The sequence below is a fragment of the Aquimarina sp. AU119 genome, from assembly GCF_900312735.1.
Classification (GTDB): Bacteria; Bacteroidota; Bacteroidia; order Flavobacteriales; family Flavobacteriaceae; genus Aquimarina; species Aquimarina algiphila.
Window position 1 is genome coordinate 1 of the sequence record NZ_OMPF01000025.1, and the last position, 14,456, is coordinate 14,456.

Annotated in this window: 13 protein-coding genes and 1 tRNA gene; 9 read left to right on the top strand and 5 right to left on the bottom strand. The window is 31.9% G+C overall.

What is annotated here, in order from left to right; all coding sequences use genetic code 11:
* Positions 1-174: 174 nt before the first annotated feature.
* From DK442_RS23035 to DK442_RS23050, 4 genes are all read right to left on the bottom strand, one after another.
* A tRNA-His gene (locus DK442_RS23035) sits at positions 175-250 on the bottom strand.
* Between the two features lie 59 nt (positions 251-309).
* Positions 310-1,026, bottom strand: a complete 717-nt coding sequence (gene bshB1 / locus DK442_RS23040) for a bacillithiol biosynthesis deacetylase BshB1 (RefSeq protein ID WP_109438281.1) — start codon at positions 1,024-1,026, stop codon at positions 310-312.
* Between the two features lie 2 nt (positions 1,027-1,028).
* Positions 1,029-2,198 carry a PLP-dependent aspartate aminotransferase family protein gene (locus DK442_RS23045; protein ID WP_109438390.1) on the bottom strand — a complete coding sequence of 390 codons (1,170 nt, stop codon included), beginning with the start codon at positions 2,196-2,198 and terminating at the stop codon, positions 1,029-1,031.
* Positions 2,199-2,318: 120 nt separating this feature from the next.
* Positions 2,319-4,553 carry a response regulator gene (locus DK442_RS23050; protein ID WP_109438282.1) on the bottom strand — a complete coding sequence of 745 codons (2,235 nt, stop codon included), beginning with the start codon at positions 4,551-4,553 and terminating at the stop codon, positions 2,319-2,321.
* A 278-nt stretch (positions 4,554-4,831) separates the two neighbouring features.
* On the opposite strand from DK442_RS23050, the gene DK442_RS23055 reads away from it, so the two are divergent.
* The 9 genes from DK442_RS23055 (at position 4,832) to ribB (ending at position 13,107) form a co-directional block, all read left to right on the top strand.
* On the top strand, positions 4,832-5,470 hold the full coding sequence (locus DK442_RS23055; RefSeq protein ID WP_109438283.1) for a peroxiredoxin: 639 nt from the start codon (positions 4,832-4,834) through the stop codon (positions 5,468-5,470).
* A gap of 78 nt (positions 5,471-5,548) precedes the next feature.
* Positions 5,549-5,863, top strand: coding sequence for a co-chaperone YbbN (locus DK442_RS23060; protein ID WP_109438284.1), 315 nt, complete (start codon positions 5,549-5,551; stop codon positions 5,861-5,863).
* Positions 5,844-6,101 carry a hypothetical protein gene (locus DK442_RS23065; protein WP_109438285.1) on the top strand — a complete coding sequence of 86 codons (258 nt, stop codon included), beginning with the start codon at positions 5,844-5,846 and terminating at the stop codon, positions 6,099-6,101. The genes DK442_RS23060 and DK442_RS23065 overlap by 20 nt, the downstream gene beginning before the upstream one ends.
* Positions 6,102-6,213: 112 nt before the next feature.
* Positions 6,214-6,714, top strand: coding sequence for a thiol peroxidase (tpx, locus tag DK442_RS23070; RefSeq protein ID WP_109438286.1), 501 nt, complete (start codon positions 6,214-6,216; stop codon positions 6,712-6,714).
* Positions 6,715-6,729: 15 nt separating this feature from the next.
* Entirely contained in the window at positions 6,730-7,089 is a 360-nt protein-coding gene (locus DK442_RS23075) for a diacylglycerol kinase (protein ID WP_109438287.1), read from the top strand.
* 67 nt (positions 7,090-7,156) lie between these two features.
* The gene (locus tag DK442_RS23080) at positions 7,157-9,661 is read left to right on the top strand and encodes a DNA translocase FtsK (protein ID WP_109438288.1); all 2,505 of its coding nucleotides are present in this window, start codon (positions 7,157-7,159) and stop codon (positions 9,659-9,661) included.
* A 61-nt stretch (positions 9,662-9,722) separates the two neighbouring features.
* A complete protein-coding gene (locus tag DK442_RS23085) occupies positions 9,723-10,358 on the top strand; it encodes an outer membrane lipoprotein carrier protein LolA (RefSeq protein WP_109438289.1) in 636 nt (211 codons plus the stop codon).
* Positions 10,359-10,464: 106 nt separating this feature from the next.
* The gene (locus tag DK442_RS23090) at positions 10,465-11,907 is read left to right on the top strand and encodes an LptF/LptG family permease (protein ID WP_109438290.1); all 1,443 of its coding nucleotides are present in this window, start codon (positions 10,465-10,467) and stop codon (positions 11,905-11,907) included.
* Between the two features lie 48 nt (positions 11,908-11,955).
* Entirely contained in the window at positions 11,956-13,107 is a 1,152-nt protein-coding gene (ribB, locus tag DK442_RS23095; RefSeq protein ID WP_109438291.1) for a 3,4-dihydroxy-2-butanone-4-phosphate synthase, read from the top strand.
* A 13-nt stretch (positions 13,108-13,120) separates the two neighbouring features.
* On the opposite strand, the gene DK442_RS23100 is transcribed toward ribB, so the two are convergent.
* Positions 13,121-14,326: a DegT/DnrJ/EryC1/StrS aminotransferase family protein gene (locus DK442_RS23100; RefSeq protein WP_109438292.1), complete on the bottom strand. Its 1,206-nt coding sequence runs from the start codon at positions 14,324-14,326 to the stop codon at positions 13,121-13,123.
* Positions 14,327-14,456 lie beyond the last annotated feature (130 nt).

A 14,456-nucleotide genomic window follows, 5' to 3' on the forward strand; every position in this document is an offset into this window, starting at 1 on the left:
TCTACTTGAGAAACTATTGCCAATTTAAAGCCTAAATTGTAATCTCGTTGTGTACGCTTCTTCCTTGCTTGTTCTGAATGTTTCATAAATAAGTCAATTTTGTGTCAACTTATTTCAGGACGGGACACATTTAAAAAGAAAAAAGCCCTTAAAAAAGGGCTTTTTTTTTATTAAGGGTGGAAGACGGGATTCGAACCCGCGACCCTTGGTACCACAAACCAATGCTCTAACCAACTGAGCTACAACCACCATTTAATTTCGGGTGCAAAAATAAGTCATTTTTACATTTCTACAAAACAAAAAATGATATTATATTAAATCAAAAATAGAATTGACTGCTACATAGCGTTCTACGGTATAACCTTCTGCATATTCTACACCAATAATTCTTCCTAAATCATTTGCTCTATAGCGAATACTATCCATAAAATTTTTACTTGATATAGGAGTTGAGGGTTCATTGCTATTTGGATCATAAAATTGAGATTCATAAGCGATAACACTATCCATTTTCACATCTATATAATCACTTATATCAACTACAAAATCAGGTTCAATATTTTTCCATTGAATATAATGAAACACATGTTTTGGTCGCCAAGCTTCCTGAACTTCTTTATCATCAAAAGTTTCTATCCTTCTTAGACCTGATAAAAAGCAAGCATCACTTGTTAATTTACTTCCTTTGCCATGGTCAATATGTCTATCAGTAATTGCATTACAGAGCACAATCTCGGGCTTATACTTTCTTATTTTTTGTATAATTGCTAATTGATGTTCTTCATCATTTGTAAAAAAACCATCTCTAAAATTTAGATTCTCTCGTACAGAAACTCCTAATACCTTAGCAGCATTTTTTGCTTCCTGATCTCTAATCTCTGGAGTACCTCTTGTTCCTAATTCACCTCTGGTAAGATCTAGGATTCCGACTTTTTTTCCTAGCGCAACTTCTTTGGCTATGGTTCCCGAACAACTTAACTCTATATCATCTGGATGAGCTCCTATTGCTAGAATGTCTAATTTCATATTTAATGCTCTAATTCTAGAATTTTTACCTTTTCTATGGCTTGTTGGATATCTTGTGTTAAATCTTCATCTTCTTCAATACCTACACTAAGTCTCAATAGTCCATCGCTTATTCCTTGTAAAGCTCTTTCTTCTTCTGTAAGTAAAGCGTGAGAAGTAAGAGTAGGGGAGAGTATAGTACTTTCTACTCCTGCAAGACTCATAGAACTTTTGATTAGTCTTAATTCTTTTTGAAACTTACTAGCGTTAAGCCCTTCTTTTAATTCAAAAGATAGCATACCTCCGTACCCTTTCATTTGCTTTTTGGCAATTTTATAATCAGGATGAGATTTTAGTCCTGGATAATACACTGCAGAAATATCTTGATGTTTTTCTAGCCATTTGGCAAGTTTTAAAGCATTTTTGTTTTGTTGTTTTACTCGAATTCCTAACGTTTTTATACTTCTTTCTAGCATCCATACTGTAAAATCGCTCAGACTACCTCCGAAATTTTTAGCAACCTGAAAAATCTGATCCATATTTTTTTCAGAAGAAATCACCGCTCCGGCAAGAATATCACTATGACCACCAAGATATTTGGTGGCAGAATGTAAAACAATATCTATTCCCAATTCAATTGGGTTTTGATTGACTGGCGAAGCAAAAGTATTATCGATCATTGTGATAATGTTGTTTTCTTTTGCTAAATCAGCGACGGCTTTAATATCGGTAATCGTTAATAGAGGATTAGAAGGGGTTTCTATGTAAATTACTTTAGTATTAGGTTTTATTTTTTCTTTAAAACCTTCAGACGTTTGTGTGTCTACATAAGAAAATTCTATTCCGTGTTTTTCAAATTCTTCATTAACGAGATTTGCAGTTCCTCCATATAATGTTCGTTGTAAAACTATATGATCTCCTTTTTGTAAGAACGCAAATAATGTTGTGCTTATAGCTGCCATTCCACTGCCAAAAATTAAAGCAGATTCTCCTTTTTCAAGTTTAGCTATTTTTTTGGATAATGCTTCCTGATTTGGAGTATTAAAGTATCTTGGGTAGCGTTTTATATCTACATCTTCAAAAGCATATGAAGTAGACATATATATAGGTGAAACAGCACCTTTAAATTGTTCATCTTTAATTTCTCCAAGATGAGTACATATGGTATTAAAACCCATTTTTTGTGTATCCATAGTTAATGCGATAAGTCTTACAAGTTTTTGCATCTAAATTAAGATATTCAGAAGAATTCGAATAAGATTTAACAGATTAAATCTAAATAGGATATGATTTTTGATAAGGTCTACCTCAGACTAAAACATTTTTACTTTAGAAATGTTTCTCATTATCGATTGGAAGAATTGTTGTGTGTCGTACGGTTTAATAATTACATCATTCATACCTACAGATAAAGCCTGGCCTCTTACTTCTCCTTCTTCTACGGCAGTTAATGCAATAATTGGAATGTTTGGATTAAATGTACGTATTACTTTGGTTGCCTCAAGACCATTCATTTCTGGCATATTTATATCCATTAATACAAGGTCAAATTTTTCATTTTTTATCATTTCTATGGCATCCATACCATTGCTGGCAATATTACAGGTGTATCCTTTCTTTTTTAAGATATTTTGAGTTACAATTTGATTAATCTTATTATCATCGACAATAAGAACATTAAAATTGCTTGTTCCTATACTAAGGTTTTCTCCGGATTTTAAAGAAATTTCTTGTTCTTTAACTGCTTTTTCATAGAATAAATCAAAATAAAACTCAGAACCTTTTCCTTCTTTACTAGTAATGTGGATTTCACTATTATGAAGATGAATAAGTTTCTTTACAATAGCCAGTCCAAGTCCGGTTCCTTCATATTCTTGATTTTCATTTTTTACCTGGGCAAAGTTGTCAAAAATAGTTTGTTGTTTGTTTTTAGGGATTCCTATTCCATCATCCCTTACAATGAAACGAAGAACATGACTATCCTTTTTAGAATCCAGACATTTTACACTAACCCAAATATTTCCATCTTTAGTAAATTTAAGAGCATTACCGATCAGATTTATTAATATTTGCGAAAGCCTTACAGAGTCACCTAATAATGTAGTGGTTATCTTTTTATCAATGTCAATATGTACTGTGTTGTTATTACTTTTTTGTTTGGTATGAAGAGAATTAACAATACCTTCTATTAAAGTTCTAACATCAAAAGAAACTTTTTCTAATTTTACCTCATTAGTTTCTATCTTACTTAGCTGTAAAACATCATTGATTAGTGCCAAAAGATAATCTCCAGAAAATTTTAATGATTCTAAGTATTCATTTTTTTTCTTTTTGTCTGGGTTCTCCATAAGTAAGGAGGTAAGTCCAATAACACCATATAACGGAGTTCTAAGCTCATGGCTAACTGTAGATATAAACTGAGATTTTAAGGTTGACACCTGTTCTGCAGTCTCTTTTGCACTAATTAGTTCCTTGTTTTTGTCAATAAGATCATTGTTAAGTCTTTTCTTCTGAATATTGTTTTTATATGAACTTATTAAGAAAGCCAGAGAAATAAGAATTAATATAATACCAAGAATGATACTGATTCTCCATTTAACAACCTCTGATTCGCTTTCCTTTTTTTGATCCTGCGCTATTTTTATATTTTCTTTAATAACATCAACTTCATATTTAATATTAGCACGTTGAAGTTCTATTAGTTTTTTATAATCTTTTGCTTGAAGGATATTTTGAAACTGTTTTTTCTGAAAATGATATGCTCTTTGATAATCATCTTGTTTGCGATAAAGTTCAGATTTAGCTTCATACGCAGAAGCAAGCTCTTCATAAAATGTAGAAATCATTTCATCATTGTTTTCCTTGTTTTTGGTTTCTCCAAGGGCATATGATATAGCTTGATCTGTATATTCTTCGGATTCCTCGAACCTACGTACACTTAAAAAGTATCTTCCTAAAAGTCCACTTAATTTGGTTTTAACAAGGTTTGAAGATTTTTCATGTACCAGTTTTCTTGCAGGAGCAAGGTATTCATAAGCGCTATCAAAGTCATTTCTAGAAATATAATACTCACCAAGGTTTAATAGTGGTCTTATCATTCTAGATGTATCATTTAGTTTTATAGCGAATTCATAAGATTTTTTATAATAATCTACTCCTTTTTTTCGAGTGAGATTATGTTTTGTATAAACACGTGCAAGATTATTATAAAGATCAGTTTCTAATACTTTACTTTTTGAACTTCTAGCATAAGTAAGTGCTCTTCTGTAATTACTTCTTGCTTTATTATCATTTTCACTTATTTCATAATTTTTTGCAATAATATTATAGATATAGCCTAAACTTTTATCATCATTATTGTATTGTGCATTTTGAAGTGCAGCTTTAGCGATTTCAAAAGATTGCTCATACTTGTATTCTTCTTGCAATTTTTCTGCTTTTTCAATATAGCTTTGAATACTATCTGAAACTATAGAAGATTGAGATTGTACAACTTGAGTAAAACCTATTAAAAATAAGATGGTTATATGTTGAATAACGTTTTTCAACTATTAATAATTCTGGTTAATATACGTGGACGAAAATACGAAAATAGATTTAACATCGTGCAATTCACCGTAAAAAAAGTGCTATTTATCCGTATTTTTTGTAGGTAAATCAATGTTGTTGTAGGAATTATTGTTTTTTTATAAGAAAACTGTTAATGATTAGAAAAAACTATCTATATATAAAGAATTAAAATTGTGCAACAATTTTAGTTGTTTAAGTAGATGTATATTTGCGCTGTCAAAAGATTAATCAATTATAAATTTTTAAAAATTAAAATATGGCATTTGTAGGTAAAAAATTCCCAAATCTAGACGTTGACGCAATGAATGATATGGGGGATACTTTTAAACTTAATGTTTTAGAAGAGGCAAAAAACAAAGGTAAAAAAGTATTACTTTTTTGGTATCCTAAGGATTTTACATTCGTTTGTCCGACCGAGTTACATGCTTTTCAAGAAGCGTTAGGAGAATTTGAAAAAAGAAATACCATAGTTATTGGTGCTTCATGTGATACTCCAGAAGTACATTTTGCATGGTTAAATACATCTAAAGATAATGGAGGTATTGAAGGAGTTACATATCCAATTCTAGCAGATTCTAATCGTAACCTTTCTAGTACATTAGGAATTCTTGATATCACTAATGAAACGTATAATGAGGAGACTGGAGTAGTTACTGTAGAAGGTGATAATGTTACTTATAGAGCAACATACTTAATAGATGAAGAAGGTACTGTTTTTCATGAAGGAATAAATCATATGCCTGTTGGTAGAAATGTAGCAGAATTCTTGAGATTGATTGATGCATATTCACATGTACAGAAAAATGGTGAAGTATGTCCAGCAAACTGGGAAGAAGGAAAAGATGCAATGAATGCAGATAGAAAAGGAGTAGCTTCTTATTTAGCTTCTCATTAAATAGTATAACCATTGTTTTGGATTTCTCCAGAGAAGTCACTCTGGAGAAATTCTTTACTAAATATTAATTTAATTGATATGATTCAAGAGTTAACAGAAGATAACCTTTCTCAACTAGTGAAGGATAGTAATACCGTAATTGTTCAATATTCTGCATCTTGGTGCGGTAACTGTAGAATAATGAAGCCAAAATTTAAAAAATTAGCTTCTGAAAATGAAAACACCACTTTTGTTATTGTAGACGCAGAAAAATATCCTGAATCAAGAAAAATGGCAACTGTCGACAATCTTCCTACATTTGCTACTTTCAAAGAAGGTTCTTTTAAGAATCAGGTTCAGACAAATAAATTTGATGTTCTTAAAGAATTAGTAGATGAAGTTACCAATAATTAAACATCTTACAAGTTTTATTGAAGAAAACGATGAGGATTTTGTAGTAGAAACTATCGAAACCTTAGAAGCTTTAACAGAAGTTCCTTCTCTTAAAGATGAAGAATTAGATGTTATAGGGGAACTTATTTCAAATATGTATGGAGCTTTAGAAGTTGATAAAATGATAAAAGAAGGAAGCTCTAAGAAAGATGCTCTCAATGATTTTATGAAAAGAGTTCTTGGGTCAATAGACAAATAGAAAATAAAAAAACCTTCTAAAATCAGAAGGTTTTTTTATTTTCTAAAAACTTTATGAATATTACCATTTAATCTTATTAATTTTAAACCACTAAAAATAACAATCATTTATTATGGCTTCAATAACATTAAAAGGAAATACGATACATACCAACGGTACATTGCCAGAAGTAGGACAGAAGGCACCAGATTTTGAATTGGTAAATACCGATTTGTCCACAATAAAATTATCAGATTATAAAGGATCTAGAGTTGTACTTAATATTTTTCCATCTATAGATACAGGAATTTGTGCTGCTTCAGTTAGAGAATTTAATAAAGAAGCTAGTCATTTGTCTAACACTAAAGTGTTATGTATTTCTAGAGATTTACCGTTTGCCCAGGCTCGTTTTTGTGGAGCAGAAGGTCTGGATAATGTAATTAATCATTCTGATTTTAAGAATGGTGATTTTGGAAAAAACTACGGTGTAGAGATTATTGATGGACCAATGCAGGGATTACATTCAAGAGCTGTTATTGTTTTAGATGAAGATGCAAATGTGTTGTATACAGAGCAAGTTCCGGAAATTGTACAGGAACCTGATTATTCTGCAGCACTTAAAACGTTGTCATAAGATCTAATGAATAAAATGTTAAAGTTTATTGTCGGCAGGCTTCGAGGTTGTGGTTATGCATTTAAAGGTGCTGTTTTATTGATAAAAACTGAGCCAAGTATACAAGTACAGGTTGGTATTGCCTTACTTATGATTACATTGGGTTTTTATTTTGATATCACTTCAATTGAATGGATTTTACAAATTTTTGCTATAGGTTTAGTAATGAGTATAGAAGGCCTGAATACTGCGATCGAAGCTATAGCAGATTTCATACATCCTGATTTTCATAATAAAATTGGTTTGATTAAGGATATAGCGGCAGGAGCTGTTTTTATAGCTGCGATTACAGCTGTAATTATAGGAGCAATAATTTATGTTCCATATTTCATTTAGAAAATTTTTCAGTCATTTTTACGTTCCAATATAGATATTCGTATTTTTGCGGTAAGACATCCAAAAAATGGCTAAAAGAAAGGTAAGTACAAAAAGGAAAACAGTAAAAAAACCTAAAAAATCACTGAAAGAAAAATTTACATTATCTCGACAACAAAAAGTTGTCTTGGGAAGTTTTTTGTTCTTTCTGGGGATAGGGCTATTTTTTGCTTTTATTTCATTTTTCTTTAACTGGAAAATTGACCAAAGTGAAATATCCGAATTTTATAATAGAACATCGTCTCCAAAAAACTGGCTAAGTAAATTTGGAGCTACGGTAAGTCATTTCTTTATTTTTAAAGGATTTGGAGTTTCTGCTTTAATTTTACCTGTATTAACTTCGTTATCTGGAGTATATCTGTTTTTTGACCTGAATAAAAAACGACTGTTAGGATTCTGGTTTTGGGGAGTGTTAGTGATGTTATGGATATCAGTGGTCTTAGGTTTTGTAGAAAAGGATGGTGGGTTACTAGCAGGTGTTATTGGGTATGAAAGTAATGATTTTCTTAGGGATTATATTGGTTTTATAGGTACAGTTTTAGTACTAGCGTTTTTTGCTATTGTATATATAGTAGTTCGACTTAGATATACTCCGGAAAAAATATCAGATTCATTAAAAAGTACGCAAAAAAATATTGTTAAGGATTATGAATCTACTTCAAAAGCAAGTACTAATGGTCAAGCTGTTTCTGATAATACTGTAAAAAATGATACTGATAATTCTGGTTCTAGTATTAAAGAAAGAATAGACGCTATTATTGCCAAATCTAAAGATTATCGCAAAAAAGATGAAGACAAGGAAAAAGAAAAAGAAGTTGCGATAAAAAAAGAGGACACAAAGGAAATTACATTAAACCCTACCGTGAATGATTTCTATGGAGATCCCAAAAATAGAGATAATGATGTTCCCGAAAAGTTAATCATAAAATCTGAAGATAATCCTGAGGATATTGCAATGGAAGTCGAAACTACGGTAGAAGAAGAAGTTGTAGAAAACCTAAGTGCTAAATTGGTTAAAGATTTTGGTGAATTTGATCCAAAATTAGAATTAGGAAATTATAAGTTTCCGGGGATTAACCTTCTAAAAGATTACACAACTAAAACTGGTGGGATTACTATAGATCAAGGAGAGCTTGAGGAAAATAAAAATCGTATTGTTGAAACGCTCAAAAACTATAAGATAGAAATAGCTCAGATTAAAGCTACCGTAGGGCCTACGGTAACACTTTATGAGATTGTACCAGAAGCAGGTATTAGAATTTCTAAAATTAAAAATCTTGAAGATGATATAGCATTATCATTGGCTGCACTGGGTATTCGTATAATAGCACCCATACCAGGCAAAGGAACTATTGGTATAGAGGTTCCCAATAAAAATTCTACTATTGTATCAATGAGATCTGCAATTGCATCTTCAAAGTTTCAAAATGCAGAGATGGAATTGCCTTTGTCTTTAGGGAAAACGATTTCAAATGAGACATTTGTGGTAGATTTAGCCAAAATGCCTCACCTTCTTATGGCAGGAGCAACGGGACAAGGTAAATCTGTTGGACTCAATGCAATTCTGACTTCATTACTATATAAAAAGCATCCTGCAGAAGTAAAATTTGTGCTTGTGGATCCTAAAAAGGTGGAACTGACTTTATTTAATAAGATCGAACGACATTATTTGGCAAAACTACCTGATACTGAAGAAGCAATAATTACTGATAATACCAAGGTAATTAATACACTTAACTCACTTTGTATTGAGATGGATACACGTTACGACTTGTTGAAAAATGCAATGGTTCGTAATATTAAAGAATATAACGCAAAATTTAAAGCAAGAAAATTAAATCCAGAAAATGGACATCGTTTCTTACCTTATATTGTGCTTGTAGTAGATGAGTTTGCAGATCTTATTATGACTGCGGGTAAAGAAGTAGAAACACCAATCGCACGATTAGCTCAGCTAGCAAGAGCAATTGGTATACACCTTATTATTGCTACTCAAAGGCCATCTGTAAATGTCATCACGGGGATGATAAAAGCAAACTTTCCTGCCAGAATTGCATTTAGAGTTACGTCTAAAATAGATTCACGAACTATTCTGGATACCGGAGGAGCAGACCAATTAATAGGTAGAGGAGATATGTTATTCACTCAAGGAAATGATCTGATCAGGATACAATGTGCCTTTGTGGATACACCAGAAGTAGAGAGAATTACAGAATATATTGGAAGTCAAAAAGCATATCCAGATGCACACCTATTACCAGAATATATTGGAGAAGAAAGTGGCACAAGTCTTGATATAGATAAAAAAGATAGAGATAAGCTTTTTGCAGAAGCTGCAGAAGTAATTGTAACAGCACAGCAAGGATCGGCGTCTTTATTACAAAGAAAATTAAAATTAGGATATAACCGAGCAGGTAGATTGATAGATCAACTTGAAGCTGCTGGGGTTGTAGGACCTTTTGAAGGTAGTAAAGCAAGACAAGTTTTAGTCTCTGATTTGTCATCGCTTAAACAACTATTAGATAATGAATAGATCTCTGAAGAAGTGGTCATAAATAATCAACCATAAGTAATTAATAGAAGAAATGTATAAAATGATAAGAAAGATACTACTTTTACTATTTTTAGTAAGTACCATGGCTATACAAGCGCAAAGCGCAAAGGGCCTTTTGGATGAAGTTTCTAATAAGGTACAAGGATATTCTAATATTGTAATAGACTTTAAATATTCTCTTAATAATCCAACAGAAAATGTTTCTCAGGAAACCAGGGGAGATGTAACACTGCAAGGAAATAAGTACCTTCTTAAAATCATGGGGACAGAACAAATGTACGATGGTAAAAAACTCCATGTAGTTATTCCTGAGGATGAAGAAATAAATATTTCATCTCAGAATGATGAGGATGGCGCCAGTGTAACTCCTTCAAAAATGTTATCCTTTTATAAAGAAGGGTATTCATATAAAATGGATGTTGTTCAGGATATAAAGGGTAGAAAAATTCAATTTGTAAAATTAACCCCTATTGATTCCAAAAGTGATTTAAAAGAAGTATTACTTGGTATTGATAAACAAACAAAGCATATTTACAAAATGATTCAAAAACAAAATAATGGTACTAATGTTACAATTACAGTAAATAGTTTTAAAACCAATCAACCACTTTCAAAAACATTATTTGTATTTGATGAATCAAAATATGAGAATTACTATATTAATCGATTGGATTAATTAAATATTAAACTTTAAAAAATATTTTAGAGGACGTGTATTTTTTATACCCGTTCTTTAAATTTTAATAGACCTATGGTATAGGTTGTTAAAATAGACAAGACGAGTGAAGATTCTAGATAGATACATTTTAACTACTTTTGTAAAGACATTTTTTCCGCTCTTTATCATTATAATGTTTATCCTTTTATTACAGACTATATGGTTATTTATATCAGAGTTAGCGGGTAAAGATTTGGATCTTTCGGTAATTTTAAAATTTTTGACGTTTGCGACCCCAAGGTTAATTCCTATGGTTTTGCCATTGACTATTTTACTGACTTCGATTATGATTTTTGGAAATTTTGCTGAAAATTATGAGTTTGCGGCAATGAAATCGTCTGGAATATCATTACAACGTGCAATGAGAACGTTATCTGTTTTTATATTTTTTGTAGGTATTGGGGCGTTTCTTTTTTCTAATACAGTAATTCCAGCTTCTGAGAAGAGGTTTATAAACCTTAGAAAGAACCTGGTTAAAATAAAACCAGCAAGGGTAATTACTGCTAATCAGTTTAATGATATTGGAGATATAAATATTAAGGTAGCCGAAAAGTACGGTGATAATGATCAGTTTCTAAGAGATGTTATTATACATAAAAAGGCTGCAAGACCGGGTAATTTTACAGTAATAAAGGCAGTAAATGGAGAATTAAAAGGTAATGTTAATTCTGATCTGATTACACTTATACTTAACGACGGTAATTATTATGATGAAATTCAGCAAAACTCCCCACAGAAAAGAGATAAATTACCTTTTGCCAAAACATACTTCAAAAAGTATGTCTTAAATTTAGATCTCTCTTCTTTAGATAATGTTGATGTAGATGCACAACAATATAGTAAAGGATATAATATGCTTAATGTTGGAGGGTTAAAAGAAGAGATAGATACGTTATCAATTCAGGTCAATAATGAAGTGAAGAATGTAAAAACCGAAATTGATAGAAGAATAGGATATGAAGGGCTAAATAAAAACCTAAGTATAGACTCGATTCCTAAAACAAGTACTGATACTTTGGAAATACGAGATTATTTCACAACCGAAAAGAAAATACAAATTTACCATATTGCAATATCTAATACAGAAGGAGTAATACGAAAGTTAGATACTTCTCATAAAAATCTAACATTTAGAAAAAGAGCTCTTAATAAATATGAAATGTCATTGCATGACAAATATTCTTTAGGGATTTCTTGTATATTATTGTTTTTTATTGGAGCTCCGTTAGGTGCTATAATTCGAAAAGGAGGATTAGGATTACCTATCGTGATTGGGGTAGCATTATTTTTGACATATCATTTTATTGGGATTTTCGCAAAGAATAGTGCAGAAGAAGGTGGGATACCTCCATTTATTGGTTCCTGGCTTTCTACATTTATCATATTTCCTTTAAGTATATTTTTTACTTATAGAGCAACTACTGATCGCGGAGTTTTTAACTTTGATAGCTTTATTCAACCAATACGAGATTTCTTTATAAAACGATCATCTAAATCCAAAAAATAGATTTCTTTTTAGATATCTTTGTAGGAACTATATTATAAGAGTATTACTATGTCACAAATTACTGAGACCAAAAATAAAATTAAGCTAAACACCATTCAAGAGGCGATTGAAGATATTCGACAAGGAAAGGTGATTATCGTAGTAGATGATGAGGATAGAGAAAATGAAGGAGATTTTATTGCGGCAGCAGAAAAAGTGACTCCAGAGATGATTAATTTCATGGCTACTCATGGACGAGGACTGATTTGTGCACCACTGACTATTGATCGTTGTGAAGAATTGAATCTGGATATGATGGTTCAAAATAATACAGTTTTACACGAAACGCAATTTACAGTGTCTGTAGATTTGATTGGTCATGGATGTACAACGGGAATATCAGTACATGATCGTGCAAAAACTATTCATGCCCTGGTTGATGAAAATACGAGATCTCATGATTTAGGAAGACCAGGTCATATTTTTCCTTTAAGAGCAAAAAATGGAGGAGTACTAAGGCGTACCGGACATACCGAAGCAGCTGTGGATTTAGCTAGATTAGCAGGATTAAAGCCTGCTGGAATTTTAGTTGAAATCCTAAATGAAGACGGTACTATGGCTCGTCTACCTCAATTATTAGAAGTCGCTAAGAAATTTGATCTCAAATTAGTCTCTATTGAAGATCTTGTAGCATATAGAATGCAGCATGATTCACTTATCGAGAAAAAAGAAGATTTTGATATAGCTACTCGTTTTGGAAATTATAGACTTCGAGCATATAAACAGACTACAAATAATCAAATTCATATTGCTTTGACCCTTGGCACATGGAAAGAAAATGAACCTGTTCTAACAAGAGTGAATTCTACATTGTTTAATAATGATATCCTTGGAACATTAACTAATAATGCTGATAAAAGGTTAGATGCCATGTTTAAACGAATAAATTCTGAGGGTAAAGGGGCAATAATTTTTATTAATCAAGAAAGTCAATCACTTAATCTATTAGGACGTTTAAGTGCACTAAAAGAAATCCAAAACGGAAAAGAGGTAGTAAAAGCTCCTAACATTGTTATGGATAGTAAAGATTTTGGAATAGGAGCACAGATATTACATGATATTAATATTCATAAACTACGCCTAGTGTCTAATACTGTGCAGCAAAAACGTGTAGGTATGATAGGATACGGTCTTGAAATTGTAGATTATGTAGAGTACTAGATTAAATACTCTATTATGATATACTTTTTACCAGAACACTTTGTATAGCTTCAACCATTTTTGAAGCTCTTTCTGTAACTTCTGCTTCAGTCCAATTTAACTTTATAAGACATGAAATAGTACGACCCATCCATGCGTCACTGGCATCAAAAGACTTGTTATTTTTTTGTAAGCCTGATTGTACTTCTTGTGAAAGTTTGCTAAGAGATTTTTGTTCTAAAAGATGTTCCCATTTTTTATAGTAATGCCAGTTATTGTCAAACCAATAAAAACACGCATCAACCCCATGTTCTCCTAAGGCTTTATGAGCTTTTCTTGCAAGGTCTTCTGTAGGTAAAAATATATTAAGAAAAGCATAACTTTCTACTCCGGTTTCTGGAACTCGTCTATAAGTTACTTCGGGCACTGAGGATAATGCTTCACGTAAGATAGTATAATTTTTCTTTTGTATTTCAAGGGTGTGATCTAATTTCCTTAGTTGAGCAATTCCTACAGCTGCATTTAACTCTGATAACCTGTAATTATATCCTAGAAAAGGATGAGTTTCTGCTCCTCGATCATTACCAACATGATCATGTCCATGATCTTGATATTTATGTGCTCGATCAGCAAATATCTCAGAATTAGTAATAATTCCGCCTCCTTCACCACAAGTAATTGTTTTTACATAGTCAAAAGAGAAGCAACCCAGGTCACCGTAACTTCCAAGGGGTTTATTATCATAAGTTGCTCCAATAGCTTGGCATGCATCTTCTAATAGTATAAGATTGTGAGTTTTACAAATCGCCTTTAGTGCCTTAAGGTCAGCCATAGATCCACACATATGAACAGGCATGATAGCTTTAGTTTTAGAAGTTATAGAAGCTTCTACTGCTTTTGGATCTAAAGTTAATGTATCATCAATATCACATAAAACAGGTACCGCTCCAACAGATAATATAGCCTCAAAACTAGCAACAAATGTAAAGGTGGGCATTATAACTTCATCACCAGAGCCAATACCAGCACATGCTAATGCTACCGTTAACGCAGCAGTTCCACTGGATACCACCTGGGCATATTGAGTTTGCATTCTTTTTGCTAAATCCCTTTCTAGTTCTAAGGCTTTATGATGACCATTTCTCATAGGGTCAAATCCATATCGCATCAAAACCCCATTGTCCAAAACGTCTTGAACTTCTTTCTTTTCTTCAGCTCCGAATAACTCAAATCCTGGCATAGCTACAGTATTAAATTAGAAAACTCCTTTCGGCAAAAATACCGAAAAGAGTTTTGATTTTACTGTCTATATTTTAGATTTTTTTAATTATTACAAATCGTGTTGAATTGATCTGATCTAAGATATCTAT

Bases quoted from the DNA above. Each gene is read 5' to 3' on its own strand.
- bshB1 (WP_109438281.1), bottom strand. From the start codon at position 1,026: ATGAAATTAGACATTCTAGCAATAGGAGCTCATCCAGATGATATAGAG.
- DK442_RS23045 (WP_109438390.1), bottom strand. From the start codon at position 2,198: ATGGATACACAAAAAATGGGTTTTAATACCATATGTACTCATCTTGGA.
- DK442_RS23055 (WP_109438283.1), top strand. From the start codon at position 4,832: ATGGCATTTGTAGGTAAAAAATTCCCAAATCTAGACGTTGACGCAATG.
- DK442_RS23060 (WP_109438284.1), top strand. From the start codon at position 5,549: ATGATTCAAGAGTTAACAGAAGATAACCTTTCTCAACTAGTGAAGGAT.
- DK442_RS23065 (WP_109438285.1), top strand. From the start codon at position 5,844: ATGAAGTTACCAATAATTAAACATCTTACAAGTTTTATTGAAGAAAAC.
- tpx (WP_109438286.1), top strand. From the start codon at position 6,214: ATGGCTTCAATAACATTAAAAGGAAATACGATACATACCAACGGTACA.
- DK442_RS23075 (WP_109438287.1), top strand. From the start codon at position 6,730: ATGTTAAAGTTTATTGTCGGCAGGCTTCGAGGTTGTGGTTATGCATTT.
- DK442_RS23080 (WP_109438288.1), top strand. From the start codon at position 7,157: ATGGCTAAAAGAAAGGTAAGTACAAAAAGGAAAACAGTAAAAAAACCT.
- DK442_RS23085 (WP_109438289.1), top strand. From the start codon at position 9,723: ATGATAAGAAAGATACTACTTTTACTATTTTTAGTAAGTACCATGGCT.
- ribB (WP_109438291.1), top strand. From the start codon at position 11,956: ATGTCACAAATTACTGAGACCAAAAATAAAATTAAGCTAAACACCATT.
- DK442_RS23100 (WP_109438292.1), bottom strand. From the start codon at position 14,326: ATGCCAGGATTTGAGTTATTCGGAGCTGAAGAAAAGAAAGAAGTTCAA.